Origin of the sequence: Methanosphaerula palustris E1-9c (genome assembly GCF_000021965.1) — an archaeon.
GTDB lineage: Archaea > Halobacteriota > Methanomicrobia > Methanomicrobiales > Methanospirillaceae > Methanosphaerula > Methanosphaerula palustris.
Genome location: NC_011832.1, coordinates 1,800,040 through 1,815,553 on the forward strand (window position 1 = coordinate 1,800,040; position 15,514 = coordinate 1,815,553).

Below are 15,514 nucleotides of genomic sequence, written 5' to 3' on the forward strand. Positions count from 1 at the left end.
TTTTTCCAGACAATTCTGAGCGGTTTTTTGAAAGAATCGCGTGGCCTTATGTGGAAGATGTAAATAACCAGGCGACATTTCTGTACATGGAGAGGGAGAGTGTGGCTGACGGTGGCGTAAGCTGCTGAGGAAAGTCCTCCCACCGACCGGATGCGCAGCCGTATGCAAGTATGGGTGGCGAGAGTCACGGCAATGGCACAGAAACGATACGGCCTTCCCTGAGCGATGATACGGCCGAGCCTCTTGGCGAGACGGATGCCCTGCATCCTATTAACCCGCTGAGCAGATGACGGGAAGGATACGATGAAACGGTGAATCCCTGCGGGTGCAAGTCAGAACAGGGCGCGTGGAGAGTCCGGTCTCTGCCCGGGTATGACGCATAGCTGAATGCCACAATGAACAGAAGGAGGCTTACTCCTCCCACTCCAGTTCTGATATCTTCAAATATGTTCTTTTCTGCATAACGAATTAAAAAAATTAATAACCTGTCATCACCATGAGTAATATAATGCATATCCCGACGCCGTCTGAGATCAGGGCTAAGCGTGAGATGCTCGACCTGACCCAGTCTGAACTCGCACGAAAGGCCGGAGTCAGCCAGTCGATGATTGCCAGGATAGAGGCTGGGAGCGTTGATCCGCGGGTAGGGACGCTGGATAAGATCATCAGAGTACTAAACATCGCCGAGCGCTCGATCGTGACGGCTGCTCAGGTGATGCATACACCAGTACAGAGTATCCATCCCGAGAACCAGATAGCAAGTGCCGTCGATATCATGGAAAAGAACGGCATCTCCCAGTTGCCGGTGATCCTTGATGGGGTGCCGGTAGGTTGTATCTCAGAATCAGCGATCCTCTTTGCCATCGAAGAGCAGCACGCTCATAAATCCCAGAATTATCTGGTAAGAGATTTTATGGAGTCCAGTTTCCCGACGGTTCCCCCGGATATCGATGTGGAGACCGTCGTCCATATTCTGCAGCAGCACCATGCGGTGCTGGTCCTTGAGAAGGGGAAGGTGCAGGGTGTAATAACCAAGCACGACCTGATCTCGCTAATCACCTAGAGAAGGGAGACCAGATCTCTGAGCACGATGGCAGGGTCTTCAACTTTGACCACGCTTGAGGCGAGCAGTACACCATCTGTTCCGAGGTCACGGGCGATCTTCACACATTCCCCCGACTGGATGCCGGCACCGGTCAACACCTTCACCTTTGGATTCACCGCGTGCACGGCTGCCACTGATCGTTGTATGATCCCGGGGTCCGCCTTGGCCACCGACACCCCGCTACCGATCAGTTCTGGCGGTTCAATCGCAACATAGGTCGGTGAAAGGGCCGCTGCCGCTGCACTGGTCATATCGTTGTTTGAACAGATCACCGTGACCAGCCCTGCTTCCGTCGCAGCCCGCACACTGGCTTCGATCTCAGCAAGAGTCAGCCTCCGTTCAGAGTGGTTGATCAGAGTCCCCACCGCACCGGTCTGTCTGACCGCGGCGGCGGTCACATGACCGGTAAACGCACCAGGGACAACGCCGTCCAGATGCTGTGCAAAGACCGGGATCTCAAAGTGTTTGCTCAGAGGATGGAGGTCGAAGAACGAGGGTGCGACCCCGATCTGAATGCCGCTCTCCTCACTGACCTCTTCTGCAGCTCGCGCAATCATATGGGCTCGGGGGCCCATCCCTTCCTTGTAGGCCTTGAGGTTTACCAGAATGAACTGTGATGACATAGGATCTCCCTGAAAGGAACCCGGTTCCTTCTTCACCCGGACAGTTCTGTCTGCAGATATTTAAATAATGAGTTCAGGTCTCTTTGAGTCCATGCAGGAACGGACCGGTGGTGATGCCACCAAGGGAGATCACCTTCACCTTTTCCTTAAGGTGCGCAAGTTCCTCTACACTCCGACGACCACCCGTCGCCACCAGATCGAGCCCCTGCAGGTACAGCCGGGTCATCTCCTCTGCATAGAGGGGGGTTCTGCCCCTCGCGTCGATCACCACCTCGGTGACACCGATGCCAGCGATCGCCAGGAGATGATCGATCAGACAGGTCTCGACGGCGTTCTGGATGCGGGTCCTGCAACTGCCATCGAAGAGGAGAGGGAATACCTCGCCTTTCTGATCGCGGACGGCCCATGAACCGGTACGCGGCGGGATACATCCACAGGACGTGCCGACCGGACAGTCCTCGGTCACCAGTGCCCCGGCACTCCCCTGAACGATCAGGGCGAGATGTGGACAATGATCGCTGGATGGTAGACGCGAGACGATATCGGTGAGTTCTGCAATCTCCTCACGTGAGAGTTCCCCAGAGAGGGTCAGCAGGTGGAACCCAGTCAGCGCATTGACCGTACATCGGTTCCAGATGTTCAACCCCTGCCCGCCATAGAGTGGAAGGGTGGGGGCCATCTCCTGCAGGGCAGTTGCCGCTCCGATCCCGTTGACCATCACACCTGCGAGGTCTTCGATAAGAGGAGTAGCCAGGATATCGCCGGCCATCTTAAAAAACTCATGACGGGTGATCTGCGGCCACTTCCAGACCAGTTTCGCCCCGGTTGTACGGAGGAGATTAACTGCCTTGGTGAGTTGATCGATCATCGAGGGGACCGTACCAGTACATCCACAGGGGGCGGGTGATTTTGGTTCAAAACAGATCAGACGACACCCGGCCGCAGCCGCAGCTGCCACCGCTTCCAGGGTATCTGTAAAGAGGACCAGATTCGGGATCGTCGACACTGGTATAACATTCCCCGGCTGGCTCTCCATCTCAACAAACCGGGTGCATCGGGCTTCGGCGGCAGCCTGTGCCTCCTCTGATGGATGATATGAACTGACGATTACACCGGCCGCAGCGGAGAGGAGGTCGCGCCGGAGCCTGTTGAGCGCACTGCTCCGACCAAAGAGTGTACCGGGGTTGTCGATCACAAGATCGGTGATCACAAACGGAGTTCCCCCAGTCCGGGTCAGCTGTTCCCGGATCCGGTCGCTGGTGAGCGGGTGTTCCCGTGCCTCCAGAAACGGTTCGTCGCCGATGACTGAAACCGGAACTGCAATCTGGTCCCTGCGGAGGACCGTGCCGGAGAGGTGCGGCAGTCGCTCTTCATCAAACCAGAACGAGAGGGAGAGGGAGACTCGAGCAGGGGGGTGTGCCGCATCATCGCTGATCTGCCGCCGTGTGGCCCGGGTATACACTGCACTTCTTGTCAGGTAGACCTTCGAACCCACGACAACCCGATCCTGCACAGGCAGGGAGACCTTCTGTTCCCCTGGATGGTACCACGGTGTACCCCGCAGCACCAGACCGCACTCCTCACCGTCAGGAGCGATGAACACCAGCCCGTCACCTGTATCAGGGGCGGTCGTCCCCTCCAGGGTAACGATGACCTCCCCCCGTTCGCTATCAGATTCCAATACCGTCCCGACGAAGAGCCCGCGATTATCCGGTCGATCTCGCCCCATCAATGATCGGTGACGGGCGCCCAGCAGGTACCCACCCGTGAAACCCCGGTTGAAGGCCATCAGCAGGCGTTCGATCACCGCATCTTCAGGCTTCCACCCCCCAGTTTTGATCGCATCGAGCGCGGTACGGTAGATCCCAACAACGGTGGCAACATATTCGGGGGACTTCATCCTTCCTTCGATCTTTAACGAGGTGATCGGCGAATGGACAACCTGATCGAGGTGCGGGTAGCAGGCAAGATCCTTTGGCGATAGGAGGTACTGCTCATCATCCCGGACCTCCTGCATCCGAACAGGCCTCCCGTACTGGTCTGTCTCTCCATGGAGGAGGGTGTATGGTTTTCTGCACGGCTGTGCGCAGCTCCCCCGGTTTCCGGACCGTCCCCCGATCACCGACGAGAGGAGGCACTGTCCTGAGTAACTGTAACAGAGCGCTCCATGTAAAAATATCTCCAGACCGATATCGAGATGTTCCTCCTCTGCTGCAGCGGCGATCGCCGTCACCTCTGCAAGGGAGAGTTCGCGGGCCAGCACCACCCGTGAGAATCCATGCGCTACGGCCCACCGCACCCCTCCAATGGTGTAGATCGTCATCTGAGTCGACGCGTGGAGCGGCAGGTCAGGAACCAGCCATCTGGCCAGGGCTGCCACTCCGACATCCTGCACCAGCACCGCATCCACCCCCATACGGTACAGCACCAGCAGATACCGGGCCACGTCAACGAGTTCCCGGTCATGGATCAGGGTGTTGACGGTGACATAGACCGCGACGTTCTGTGCATGCGCTCTGGCTACCGAACGGACCAGGGCCGCTTCATCAAAGTTCGTTGCAAACTGTCGAGCCCCAAAACGCGACCCGCCCAGGTACACGGCATCCGCCCCTGCATTAATGGCAGCGATCAGCGCCTCTTCCGACCCTGCTGGCGCGAGCAATTCAGGCAGCCCATCCCTCTGTTTCTGATTCATCTGGACTCCGCTACTGAATGGTCTGCAGAGAGGGATGAGGGTTGTTATCGTGGACAGCGTTCCCTGAGAAATCCAGCTAGCTGCTCGAAGGTCATCCCCTGGATCAGCACCCGCTTCTGCGAGGAGGTGGCACCGCTCAGGATACTGATCCCGGACTGGGGGATGGTCAGCGTTCTACTGAGCAGCGCGACGATAGCCCGGTTAGCCTTCCCTTCGACGGGCGGTGTGGTGATGGAACAGCCGATCGCATGCCGCCACTCATTGTACCCTGCAGGAAAACGGTCGGCTTTCGCTTTAGAATTGACATCGAGGAGCAGGACGGTCCCCTCTCTGGTAGAGGTCAATGCATCAGCAGGATCTGCCATAAAAGAGCCCTGCAAAGGAGGTTTGTCGCCCGACATTAACAAACATGGGTCATCGGTGGCATTGCGCCGTTCCTCCCCCGTTTTAAATCCCTCATGCCGGGCGGTGCCTGTCGCGCAACCGGGTTGTCCCATGGATCACTTCTAGGCGCTTGCCACTCGATCACCCGGGGACCTATGGAAGCGCTGTATCGGCACAGAATCATATCTGTGGTCTCTCCATATAACCCCTCCCCCTGTACCAGCAGGGGTCGATCCTTGTGAAGTCCCCATGGTCATAGACGACCGTTCCCCGCATGATTACCCGTTCAGGAAAGACCGCCAACATCCCTTGATACGGTGTCCAGGTACACCTGCTGTGCAGGTCGGCGGCCTCAACAGGGACCGCCTCACGGGGATAGAGCGCAAAGTCGGCACGATCGCCGGGTGAGAACCCGGCCGGTGGGATTCCCAGAACTTTCGCCGGTGCAACAGCGGTCTTCTGCACGACAGAAGCGAGAGAGAGTTCGCTGGTGAGGACATGCGCCATCAACAGCGGAACCATCGTCTCGACGCCCGGCAGCCCGGAAGGGGCATTCGTAAAGGCCTGCGCCTTCTCGTTCAATGTGTGCGGCGCATGGTCCGAAGCGATCAGGTCGATCCGATCCCAGGCCAGAAAGAGTTCTCTCTGGAGACGTTCCGACCTGAGCGGTGGGTTCACACGCCCGTGAGTGTCGGTATCGGCGAACCGTTCGATGGAGAGAAGGAGGTGATGGGGAGTCACCTCGGCCGTCATCCCTGCCCGATGAGCTGCATCCAACGATCCTGCCGTGCTCATGTGGCAGCAGTGGACCCGCTGACCGGGTGCGCACGATGCCCGCAGGGCCTGTACAGCTCGCTCTTCCCCTGCCGGCGATCGCTGCAGACTGTGCTGGCGGAGCCCGACCGGCGCGGTACCGGAGACCTCCTCAGCATGAACGGTGACGAGCCCCCCCAGCCGATGGATCTCAGCAAAGGTGCGCTGCTGCACCTCCAGTGTCAGGGCCTCCCCGTAACTGGACGGAGCGATGAAGACTTCGCCGAACGCCAGCGCCCCGCCCTGCCAGAGGTCCGCAATTCTCGCATCCCGGGTCACGGCCCCGTTCACCCCGAACCCGCAGTACGAATGGGCGGTGGCATCGGCGACCCTGACTTTGAAATGTTCCCGGTTGGTGATCGGCGGGACAGTGTTCGGCTGGTCGACCACCACCGTCACCCCGCCGGCCAGTGCGCTCTGCGAACCGGTGGTCCAGTCCTCCTTGACGGACTGAGTGCCGCCCCGCATATGAACATGCATATCGATCGCGGCCGGGAGGACGAGCAGTCCCCTGCAATCGAGCGTCTGATGAGCCGGAGCTCCGGCACCTGCATGCACGACGATCCCGTCCCGGACCTGCAGGTCGACAACCCTTCCGTCCGGAAGGGTCAGGTTTAATAGGAGGAGATCTAGCATACCCGCGGAACCGGGTCACCCATCGGCGGTTCGATAAACCGTTCGCCGCCGATCGAGGTCTCCATGATCACAGACGATCCTTCGACGACCTTCCCGATGATCGCGGCGTCCTTACCGAGGGGATGGCGCCGGATCGCGGCGAGTATGCTCTCTGCGTCCTCTTCTGGAACTCCCATCACGACCTTTCCTTCGTTGGCGACCTCGAGCGGGTCAATGCCGAGCAGCGAGCCGGCACTCCTCACACTGGCCCGGATCGGGACCGCAACCTCCTCAAGTCTGACGCCGACGCCAGCTTTTCTGGCCATCTCGTTGATGGCCGCCGCAAACCCTCCGCGGGTCGGGTCCTTCATCGCATGGATCGTGCCGGCCGCCATCGCCCCCTTCACCAGTGACCAGATAGGAGCCACATCAGAACGAATCTGGTCCCCAAGGTCGAATCCTTCCCGATGGGTCAGGATCGCAAGCCCATGATCCCCGAGCGTACCACTGACGATGATTCGGTCCCCTGGCATCAACCCGTTGTCGCGGACCACCGTTTCGGCAACACCGATCCCGGCCGTGTTGATGGCAATCCCATCGAGCGCCCCCTTCTCGACGACCTTGGTATCTCCGGTAACCAGCGAGGCACCGGCCTCGCCGAGTGCGGTATTCATCGACTGCATGATCTGCTCGAGATCCCCGACATCGAACCCCTCCTCAAGGATCAGCCCGCAGGAGAGGGCGATCGGACGACCGCCCATCATGGCCAGATCGTTGATCGTCCCAGATACCGCGATCCTTCCAATGTCCCCGCCCGGGAAGAAGATCGGATGGACCACATGCGAATCTGTGGTGAAGACGATATTGGTCCCCCCGATCGGGATGACCGCACCGTCATCGAGTGACTCAAGACCGATACCTCCGGCATTATTGTGGGTGACGCAGGAGAGCACCTTCAACAGTTCTCCCATCACCTCCCCGCCAGCGCCATGCATCATCTGTACTTTCATGATTCGTTCACTTCGATCTCAATATTGCTGACCACGATCTCTTTTCCTTTGACGATCTGCGGAAGTCCGCCACACGACGGACAGACAAATTTATTCTCGCCAGAGTAGTTACCGCACGAACAGGTCATCACCGGTTTCACCGTTGTGCAGACCAGGTCTGTTCCGGAGAAGAGCGGATCGTCTTCGATGATCAGTTTGAACAGATAGACCACCTGCTCCGGGTTCACCATGGCAATCTCTCCGACATCGACGTGGATCGTGGTCACCGAGGTTGCGCTGTTCTCCTGCGCTGCTCGTCGTGCAGTCGCATAGATATCATAAGCAATGCTGTATTCGTGCATCTTCTCTGACCTCTCTGCCCAAAACCAGGGGTACATCACTGCTGACAGGTGCACCCTGACGACCGACTATATGGTCCTTCAGAGCGTATTCCCATCCACACAGTAGTATTTGACCGGTGCTCCACTAAAGCGTTCCCAAACGTTGGCAGAAGTTTTTCACTCAGAACGATCAGTCGCTCTCTTCCATCGCCGCGTAGACCTGCCTGAAGACCTCCAGGGTCTCAAGCCCCTCCTCACGGCTCAACCGCTGGATCGCAAAACCGACGTGGACCAGCACATACTCTCCGACCTTGACATCGACGAGGTCCAGCCTGACCTCCTGCTGAAGTTCACCATAATCAACGACACCAATGTTCCCATCCTTGATCTCAATAACCTCAGCAGGCACTGCAACACACATGTTCCAACCTTCATCGATACATTAGTCGATCATAGACAATAAACGCAGTGATACATCTCTCCGAAAGAGAGAATGCGAAAAAAGAATTCTATTGATATCAAAAGACCGGTTCGGTCAGTGTATCTACGCATGTCTCAGCAAGGGACTCGGAAGGGCCCATGGCCGGCAGGTCTCCATTCCCTTCACTCACTACTTCTGACGTCCGATCATTCTGTTCGAGCATCATGGTGGCCGGGTCGATCAGGTCACAATCAGAACAGTCCAGGATGGTCGTGACGCACCGTTCCGCCTCTTGCTGTGACTTAAACGTTCCAACAGTCAGATAATCCGGCTGTTCGATATTGCCACACAGCAGATAGTAGCGCCCATCCTGATGTCGGATCAGATAGGTGTAGATATCGCAGGTGTTGACATAGATCGGCTCTTCAATGATCTCGTCTCTGCTGTCCTTCTTCGGCCTGATACACTTTAACCATACCATGCGTTACCACCTCAACGATGTAGTATGTAGCTCCCGGTCACATGCAGAGGATATGACAGCGATTATCGGCATCAAATCCAGTCGATGACTTTGGAATGCAACAGTACTGATATTGTTCTCCATGGGTAAAAAACCTTCCATACGTCCTTTATATGAGAATTAGACTGAAAATACGTAAGATTTCGTTCGCTTTGCAAAAAGGAGATATATATTGCAATGCATAATTGCATGGCCTTTCCCTCCTGCATAGAAAAAGTACCCATCGCGCAAGATCATCCCACCCCATCAAGAATATCACCATCAGTGACAGACTGCTTGAACCAGTCGTGAGAACATGAAAGCAAGGGAATATTCGATCACCCGGCAATCCGGAAAGTCATGTATCTAAATGATGGATATTTATAAATCCAGATCATCTTGATTTGGATATGTACACCCGGGAGGCCTCGAACCTCGATCTATTCACCGATTCTGTCAGACTCATGGGCGATGCCACTCTTTGTGCGGTTATCGAGTTCGACAGGAGACTTGACCCCTGCACTCTGGAAGAGGCTGCGCAGGCATGTCTCCGGGCTCACCCAATTCTTCACAGCCAGCTTGTCCGGGGAAAAGGCACGGTAATCTGGAATATGATTGAACCTGCCCGCATCCCCACCCTGAAAGTGGAAGAATGCGCCGGCAACTATCATCACCTGGTCATCGGGCCAGTTGATCCATACGGGTCGCTGCAGTTCCGTGTACGTCTGTTGAGAAGAACAGAGGGCGACATCATCGTCATCAACCTTGCTCATGCCGCAGCTGATGCATACGGCCTTCAAATTCTCACATCACAACTGTTGCAGGAATATCAGAGACCAGGCAGCATCAGTCCCGCTGAAGGAGGGATCCCCGAACGCGACACGCTCTGGACCCGTGAATTGGATCCAGAAGAAAAACCTGCACCATCCGAGATGAAGGTGATCAACCCCATGTGGCCCGATCCCTTTGGCACCTCCCGTAAACCCTCATCGTATCACAGGGATTGGGTCAGCCCCTCAGAATTAGAGAGAGTTCACACACACGTCAGAACACTCGGGGGGACCATCAATGACGCGGTGATGGCAGCCTATTACCTCTCAATAAGCGACCTCACAGGTCACTGCGAACCGATGGCCATCTTCTTCCCCGTCAACCTTCGCCAGCATCAAAACGATGGATCCCGGGTGATGAGCAATCAGGCCAATAACGTCTGCTTCATGATGGAGCGCAGGGCAGGAGAGGAGATAGAGGAGATCCTTCCTCGTGTCATTGAGGAGACAAAAATTCTCAAGGCAGGACGTATCGGCATCGCCGAACAGATTGAGATGGACACGATCTGCGATCCCGAAGGCAGGCGAATAGATCAGATGGTGGAGGAGATGATCGCCCTGCAGAATATGGGTCTGGCCGATATCTTCATCTCAAATCCCGGACTGTTTAACCTCCCGGATGTTGAAGGGCTCTCTGATGCTTACCTCTGTTATCCAGGGGGATACATGCCCACAACCTGTTTCATGACCAGTACGTTCCGTGGGAGGATGACGATCACCATGGGGTACCAGAACAGCGATCAGGCGAGGGAGGGGACACGCAGGGCGATGGATCTCTTTCGACGACATCTCCTATCACTGGTGGATGGAAGTTGACCCAACGCCGGAGTATCCATGGATAACTGTTCGAATCCCCATTTCAAGATAAGACAGCCGGATGAATCCGCCATGAGATCAGGTAGGAACAGTCTAACAACTGGATGAGCATTATTGAGACCCATAAGAAATCTAACCAAAACAGACGCCGAGGGAGAGATTTGAACTCTCGAGGTGCCAAGCACCAGTGGCTTTCAAGGCCACCGCCTTCCCGGACTAGACTACCTCGGCCTTACCTCATGCTATTGGATCTTCTTCAATTAAAAGCCTTTGAAAGATTGATGGCTCAGAAACCGAACTGTGCAAGCGTCGTCCTCGACGGGTCTACATCCTCCCAGTTCCAGCCAAGTGCTTCGATGATGCGAGTTATCGGCTGTTTAATTGTCTTTTCGAGCATGGTTTCGTAGTCGATGACAAACTCGGATGGCACCTGGTCGGCATACTCAAAACAGAGCACATCGGTCTTCGGGTACTTGCCCTTCACCTGTTTGATGTAGACCCGCTTCGGTTTTGACCCCTTACCATACTCCGTGCCCAGATAACGGTTCGAGTACTTAGCCCCCCTCACTTGCGCATCATCGGTCTCGTACTGGCCGAGCTGCTTTCCGATTCCCCCGGGGATCCCGATCTCTTCAAGGGGGAACTTCCCGCCCCGGTATCTCCTGATCACATCGCCAAGATAGGATTTGACCGCAGAGTATTCTTCACCAGAGAGGATCATCTCCATCACGCGTCGTTGCACGATCTTCGTGATCTGGGGGGAATCACTCCGCTTGATCTCGAAACCGACGATATCGATCTCGTCGACATCCTTCCCCTCCTTCCAGACGAGATGGCCGGCATACCGCTTCTTCTTCCCGGCCTGGAAGAACCGCAGATAGATCTTTTCAAATTTGATCGAGAAGTAGTGCTTCTCAGCATTGAGGACGGTCCGCGAGAAGAGACCGTAACTCTCGTTCAGTTTCTGCTCGATGGCGCGTGCATTTCTGATCGTCGTCTCCTTATCACCAGGAGGGAGCTGGATCATACATGAATCGGTATCGCCGTACAGGACACGGTACCCCATCCCCTCGATCACCTGCCTGGTGTGCTCGATGATCGCCCGCCCGACTGCGGTGACTGCAGCTCCGATCTCACGATCATAGAGCCTGAACCGGACATACCCGCTGACACCGTAGTAACTATTCATGATCACCTTCAGCGCGTTCTGCTGTAGATCGTAGAGCAGGTACTCGTCGGACCCGAATGGAAAGGTGTTCCGAAGACGTTTCTTCTCGTCTCGTTCAACAAGCAACTCGCTGATGATCGACCGGGTCAATCCGTCGGGAGCAGATCTGAAATGAATACCATTGGGAGCCCGCAGTTCCCCGTCGGGATCCTTGGTCTCAGGGGAGGCGTTGATCGTCATCATCGCCATTGGATAGAGGGACTTCAGGTCGAGGACCACCACATTCTCGCGCACCCCCCGGGAAGGATCAAAGACGGTGGCACCCTCGAACTCTTCGGCCACCACCGCCCCCTTCGAAGGGAGGATGAACCTGCCAAAAGCCTTACGAAGGATATAAATGTCGATCACATTCGAGGAATTGACCGTCTTATCGAGCGGGCAACCGACGTACCGTGCGATCTCCCGGTAGAAACTGATGATATGATCCTTCTGATCGATCCCGGTGCAGAGGACGACATCCTTGCGATTGTAAGCGACCAGCGTGGCTGGGTCGGTCTTCCAGAGCGAACTGATCGTGCCGGTGTACCGGAGTTTGGTCTCTCCAAGCTCACTCTCAGCCACGGCATCGAGCCGGTAGGATTCACGCCGGGACGGATGCATCTTCTTATAGGCTGCGAGAAGGTCGAAGAGCACCCTGCCACGCAGCGCATTGCGCTCGGTGTACCCCGGCAACCGGGAGAGTCGGGTCGGGGTGATCGTGAGGTGCTCCATCCTGTTCATGAGATAGGGAATATCAAAGTCGACGATGTTCCAGCCGCTCATAATATCCGGATCCTTCTCGGTGATATAGGCGATCAACCCTTCGAAGAGGGCCTGTTCTGTTTGATAACAGATCAGTGTCTGCTGTGGATCAACAGGGTCTGCCGGCGCCGTCGTTCCTTCTGCCAGGAGAAGAAGGGTCGTATAGTGATCATCGTATGAGTCGTGGCAGGTGATACAGATCACAGCATCTCGTTGTGGATCAGGGAATCCCCGCTCATCTTCACACTCGATATCCAGAAAACATACCCTGGCCGGCACATCGATCGAGACCGGACTGATCTCAGAGAAGTCGACATCACAGGAGGGAACCCTGACCCCGTCTCTCAGGTCCGCATCGATCAAAAACCTGGTCGCAAAGGGGATATCAGCTTCGAAGTGGCGGTAATCCCCCCTCACCTCCCGCACATCCCCGGGCCGTCGGGTATAGAGTCGGATCAGCGGCTCACCCCGAATCGAAGGGTAGGTAGTCCCCTGCTCCGCCTCTACTCCAACCGGGAGCGGAATCTGGTTGACCTGAGCAACAGGAGCATAGAAATACGGCCGAAATCCGTGCACCACTATCTGGACCGCTCCCCTCTGTTGATCCCTTCCAAAGATATGGATCAGAGGACCGGCAGCAGTATTGCTATATTCCACCTGGATGATCGCAATATCGCGACCATCGCAGGTAACACCTCCATCCACATCAGAGGTCAAGATTTTGACAGAGCCCCTGGACAAACGCCCCTGCTGCATCGAATTTCTGCTGCTCCCAACCATCCAGGGGCCACTCCTCGATCGTCCTGATCCCCTCCTTTCCAATCTGAACGGGCACACCAAGCGAGCAACGATCGAGGCCGTACTCTCCGTCAAGGACTGCCGAGCAGGGGATGGTCTGACGGCTATCACACAGGATCTGGCGAATTAGATCTATGATATGATAGGCTGGCCCAAAGACCGTACCTCCTTTCCCATTGATCACCTCCATGCTCGATCCACGCAACTCTGTCAGGATCTCCTCCCGCATCTCCGGCAGGACACCTTCACTGATCCTGCCAAAGACAGGTACCTGGTGTTCGCCATGCTCCCCAAACACCCAACCCTCTCCAGATAGGCACCGCTCGGAGAGCGCGAGATTGAACCGTGCACTGTCCAGTTGTCCGCCAAACCCGATGCACCGGTGCCGATCGATTCCGGACTTATTACAGAGATAATAGTTGTTGACATCCATCGGGTTGGTGACCGTGATCAGAATGCCATCAAACCTGCTCAACGTCCGGATGGCCGCATCTGCCACCGGAAGGTTAGCAGAGAGAAGGTCAGCCCGGGTTTTTATCAAAGGATTCCGAGGTGAACCTGCAGCAAAAAGACAGATGTCTGCGCTCTCAGCGGCCCTCGAATCAGTACTGACCTCGATATCAAGGCCTGTGTGGAGGAGGTCCAACCGTTGCGCCTCAAGGAGTGGAACAGAGGTGTCATGCAGGATCAATTCGTCGACGAGTCCGAGAACTGATGCTAAAAAGGCCACTTCGCCGCCGATCTTACCGACTCCCATCACACAGAGCCTTGTCATGTATCAGTATTTGCGTGTACAAACAATAAATATTGGTAACCGGGATGGAGCGAAGATCTGAATGAACCTGGAGAAAGCAGGAGACACAGATTAATTACCCCTGAACGGTGATCTTCTTCCTAATGTGTGTTCTACGATCTGGCCCGGTCAGGGCAGGAGGGGTCGCCCTCACCAACCATCTGATCCTCGCTGCCGGAGTCCTCGGCACCACAGGTGCGTCACTTCGGCGGATACTTCGGTCAGGTGCCGGCGGAGTAGTGACCAAGTCGATCGGTCCATCTCCGATGTCCGGGCATCCGGGACCGTGCCTGGCAGTACTTGAAGATGGAATATTGAACGCGATGGGCCTTCCCAACCCCTCTTCTGAATTCACCGAGGAACTGGGTGCCGTTGCCGGCGAACCGGTCATCGCCTCGATCTTCGGGGGTTCACCCGAAGAGTTCAAGACAGTTGCAGGATGGTTTGCCGGAAAGGTCAGTGGATTCGAACTCAATCTGAGTTGTCCGCATGCAGAGGGGTATGGAGCTGCCCTCGGCAGCGATCCGTCACTGGTCGAAGAGTGCACCCGGGCAGTCGCATCCTACAACCTCCCGACCTGGGTGAAATTGACCCCGAATGTAACCGACATCACCATCTACGGCAGAGCAGCAGAGAGAGGCGGAGCAACGGCCCTGGTTGCGATCAATACGGTGAAGGCGATGCGGATCTCCCCTGAACTCCGCAGGCCTGTGCTGGGGCACGGATATGGTGGCCTCTCCGGAAATGCAATCCTTCCTATCGCGGTCAGATGCGTCTACGAACTCTACGAGGCCTGCTCCATCCCGATCATCGGGTGCGGGGGGATCTCCTCGGCCAGGGATGTCCTTGAGATGATGATGGCCGGTGCTACGGCCGTCGAGATCGGCAGTGCCGTCCTCTCGGACCAGCAGATCTTCAGATCGATAGAACGGGAGCTCTATGCCCCCGATGGAGAAGACCCGACAACCATTGTGGGGTGTGCCCATGTCTGAACCGAATCCGCATAGAAAAATTTGCACTCCCAGTATAGCGGTGACCATCACCGAAACGATACAGGAGACTCCCTCCGTGAAGACCTTCCGCTTTGACCGGAAATTCCCATCAGAGGCGGGCCAGTTCGTGATGGTCTGGGTACCCGGGGTGGATGAGGTGCCAATGGCCCTCTCATCGAACGACTCGATCACCGTCCAGAAGGTCGGAGATGCAACGGAGGCTCTCTTTGCCCTGAGTCGGGGAGAACAGATCGGGATCCGCGGCCCATACGGAAATGGATTCCCAACAGCAGAAAGAACTCTGGCTGTGGCTGGGGGGATCGGGGCGGCGCCCCTGTTTCCGATAGCCATGGCCAACAGGGTGACAACGTTTCTGCTGGGCGCTCGAACCACTGAAGAACTCCCATTTAGGACGGCCCTTCAACAGTGTACAGACCTCCGTATAGCCACTGACGATGGTTCTGCCGGCTATCACGGATTTGTGCCGGCCCTCTTCGATGGACTGGATCTTGACTCGTATGACCAGATCTGTGTCTGCGGACCGGAATTGATGATGAAAGCGGTTCTCGACCGGCTCACGGCCCTACAGGTGCTCGATCGGGCGTATTTCAGTCTGCACCGGTACATGAAGTGCGGGGTAGGAGTCTGTGGGTCCTGCTGCATCGATCCTGAGGGAATCTGCGTCTGTCGGGAAGGACCGGTCTTCTCCGGAGAACGGCTGATTCAAAGCGAGTTTGGGAACTACAGCAGGAATGCCAGCGGACAGCGTATTCACCTCGGTCGGAGGTAAAAAACACCCCCTTCGTATAGTTTAAATCAGATTCGATCGAA

14 protein-coding genes, 1 tRNA gene and 1 other RNA gene are annotated in these 15,514 nt (G+C 56.2%); 5 read left to right on the forward strand and 11 right to left on the reverse strand.

From position 1 onward, the window contains the following. Positions 1 to 89: 89 nt before the first annotated feature. Together rnpB and MPAL_RS08605 are read left to right on the forward strand one after the other, a co-directional pair. An RNA gene (gene rnpB, locus MPAL_RS14880) (RNase P RNA component) lies at positions 90 to 426 on the forward strand. An 82-nt stretch (positions 427 to 508) separates the two neighbouring features. Further along, entirely contained in the window at positions 509 to 1,063 is a 555-nt protein-coding gene (locus MPAL_RS08605; protein WP_012618356.1) for a CBS domain-containing protein, read from the forward strand. On the opposite strand, the gene tpiA is transcribed toward MPAL_RS08605, so the two are convergent. The 8 genes from tpiA to MPAL_RS08645 all read right to left on the reverse strand — a co-directional run bounded on the left by tpiA (position 1,060) and on the right by MPAL_RS08645 (position 8,467). Further along, on the reverse strand, positions 1,060 to 1,728 hold the full coding sequence (gene tpiA / locus MPAL_RS08610; RefSeq protein ID WP_012618357.1) for a triose-phosphate isomerase: 669 nt from the start codon (positions 1,726 to 1,728) through the stop codon (positions 1,060 to 1,062). The genes MPAL_RS08605 and tpiA overlap by 4 nt on opposite strands. Positions 1,729 to 1,801: 73 nt before the next feature. Further along, positions 1,802 to 4,423: a U32 family peptidase gene (locus MPAL_RS08615; protein WP_012618358.1), complete on the reverse strand. Its 2,622-nt coding sequence runs from the start codon at positions 4,421 to 4,423 to the stop codon at positions 1,802 to 1,804. A gap of 44 nt (positions 4,424 to 4,467) precedes the next feature. After that, positions 4,468 to 4,788 (reverse strand): DUF167 domain-containing protein, encoded by a 321-nt coding sequence (locus MPAL_RS08620; RefSeq protein ID WP_012618359.1) that lies wholly within the window; start codon positions 4,786 to 4,788, stop codon positions 4,468 to 4,470. Positions 4,789 to 4,987: 199 nt separating this feature from the next. Then, on the reverse strand, positions 4,988 to 6,256 hold the full coding sequence (pyrC, locus tag MPAL_RS08625; RefSeq protein WP_012618360.1) for a dihydroorotase: 1,269 nt from the start codon (positions 6,254 to 6,256) through the stop codon (positions 4,988 to 4,990). Further along, positions 6,250 to 7,245, reverse strand: coding sequence for a hydrogenase expression/formation protein HypE (gene hypE, locus MPAL_RS08630; protein WP_012618361.1), 996 nt, complete (start codon positions 7,243 to 7,245; stop codon positions 6,250 to 6,252). Before hypE ends, pyrC begins: the two co-directional genes overlap by 7 nt. Next, complete coding sequence (locus MPAL_RS08635) at positions 7,242 to 7,586, reverse strand: hydrogenase maturation nickel metallochaperone HypA/HybF (protein ID WP_012618362.1); 345 nt, start codon at positions 7,584 to 7,586, stop codon at positions 7,242 to 7,244. Before MPAL_RS08635 ends, hypE begins: the two co-directional genes overlap by 4 nt. Positions 7,587 to 7,755: 169 nt before the next feature. Next, positions 7,756 to 7,986: a HypC/HybG/HupF family hydrogenase formation chaperone gene (locus tag MPAL_RS08640; RefSeq protein WP_012618363.1), complete on the reverse strand. Its 231-nt coding sequence runs from the start codon at positions 7,984 to 7,986 to the stop codon at positions 7,756 to 7,758. 97 nt (positions 7,987 to 8,083) lie between these two features. Continuing rightward, positions 8,084 to 8,467 carry a hypothetical protein gene (locus tag MPAL_RS08645; protein ID WP_012618364.1) on the reverse strand — a complete coding sequence of 128 codons (384 nt, stop codon included), beginning with the start codon at positions 8,465 to 8,467 and terminating at the stop codon, positions 8,084 to 8,086. Between the two features lie 428 nt (positions 8,468 to 8,895). Here MPAL_RS08645 and MPAL_RS08650 point away from each other — a divergent pair, with 428 nt between their 5' ends. Beyond that, complete coding sequence (locus MPAL_RS08650; RefSeq protein WP_012618365.1) at positions 8,896 to 10,131, forward strand: condensation domain-containing protein; 1,236 nt, start codon at positions 8,896 to 8,898, stop codon at positions 10,129 to 10,131. Positions 10,132 to 10,277: 146 nt separating this feature from the next. Here the strand turns inward: MPAL_RS08650 and MPAL_RS08655 are convergent. The 3 genes from MPAL_RS08655 to MPAL_RS08665 all read right to left on the reverse strand — a co-directional run bounded on the left by MPAL_RS08655 (position 10,278) and on the right by MPAL_RS08665 (position 13,673). Next, positions 10,278 to 10,362, reverse strand: a tRNA-Ser gene (locus tag MPAL_RS08655). A gap of 55 nt (positions 10,363 to 10,417) precedes the next feature. Continuing rightward, entirely contained in the window at positions 10,418 to 12,805 is a 2,388-nt protein-coding gene (locus MPAL_RS08660; RefSeq protein WP_012618366.1) for a DNA-directed DNA polymerase, read from the reverse strand. Position 12,806: 1 nt separating this feature from the next. Further along, entirely contained in the window at positions 12,807 to 13,673 is an 867-nt protein-coding gene (locus MPAL_RS08665; RefSeq protein ID WP_048145286.1) for a malate dehydrogenase, read from the reverse strand. 122 nt (positions 13,674 to 13,795) lie between these two features. Here MPAL_RS08665 and MPAL_RS08670 point away from each other — a divergent pair, with 122 nt between their 5' ends. Continuing rightward, entirely contained in the window at positions 13,796 to 14,683 is an 888-nt protein-coding gene (locus MPAL_RS08670; protein ID WP_012618368.1) for a dihydroorotate dehydrogenase, read from the forward strand. Continuing rightward, entirely contained in the window at positions 14,676 to 15,473 is a 798-nt protein-coding gene (locus MPAL_RS08675; RefSeq protein ID WP_012618369.1) for a dihydroorotate dehydrogenase electron transfer subunit, read from the forward strand. The genes MPAL_RS08670 and MPAL_RS08675 overlap by 8 nt, the downstream gene beginning before the upstream one ends. Positions 15,474 to 15,514 lie beyond the last annotated feature (41 nt).

Excerpts from the sequence above, each read along its gene's own strand:
- MPAL_RS08605 (WP_012618356.1), top strand. The coding sequence starts at position 509 with ATGCATATCCCGACGCCGTCTGAGATCAGGGCTAAGCGTGAGATGCTC.
- MPAL_RS08665 (WP_048145286.1), bottom strand. The coding sequence starts at position 13,673 with ATGACAAGGCTCTGTGTGATGGGAGTCGGTAAGATCGGCGGCGAAGTG.
- MPAL_RS08670 (WP_012618368.1), top strand. The coding sequence starts at position 13,796 with ATGTGTGTTCTACGATCTGGCCCGGTCAGGGCAGGAGGGGTCGCCCTC.
- MPAL_RS08635 (WP_012618362.1), bottom strand. The coding sequence starts at position 7,586 with ATGCACGAATACAGCATTGCTTATGATATCTATGCGACTGCACGACGA.
- MPAL_RS08675 (WP_012618369.1), top strand. The coding sequence starts at position 14,676 with ATGTCTGAACCGAATCCGCATAGAAAAATTTGCACTCCCAGTATAGCG.
- MPAL_RS08640 (WP_012618363.1), bottom strand. The coding sequence starts at position 7,986 with ATGTGTGTTGCAGTGCCTGCTGAGGTTATTGAGATCAAGGATGGGAAC.
- MPAL_RS08650 (WP_012618365.1), top strand. The coding sequence starts at position 8,896 with ATGTACACCCGGGAGGCCTCGAACCTCGATCTATTCACCGATTCTGTC.
- hypE (WP_012618361.1), bottom strand. The coding sequence starts at position 7,245 with ATGAAAGTACAGATGATGCATGGCGCTGGCGGGGAGGTGATGGGAGAA.
- MPAL_RS08645 (WP_012618364.1), bottom strand. The coding sequence starts at position 8,467 with ATGGTATGGTTAAAGTGTATCAGGCCGAAGAAGGACAGCAGAGACGAG.
- pyrC (WP_012618360.1), bottom strand. The coding sequence starts at position 6,256 with ATGCTAGATCTCCTCCTATTAAACCTGACCCTTCCGGACGGAAGGGTT.
- tpiA (WP_012618357.1), bottom strand. The coding sequence starts at position 1,728 with ATGTCATCACAGTTCATTCTGGTAAACCTCAAGGCCTACAAGGAAGGG.
- MPAL_RS08620 (WP_012618359.1), bottom strand. The coding sequence starts at position 4,788 with ATGGCAGATCCTGCTGATGCATTGACCTCTACCAGAGAGGGGACCGTC.
- MPAL_RS08615 (WP_012618358.1), bottom strand. The coding sequence starts at position 4,423 with ATGAATCAGAAACAGAGGGATGGGCTGCCTGAATTGCTCGCGCCAGCA.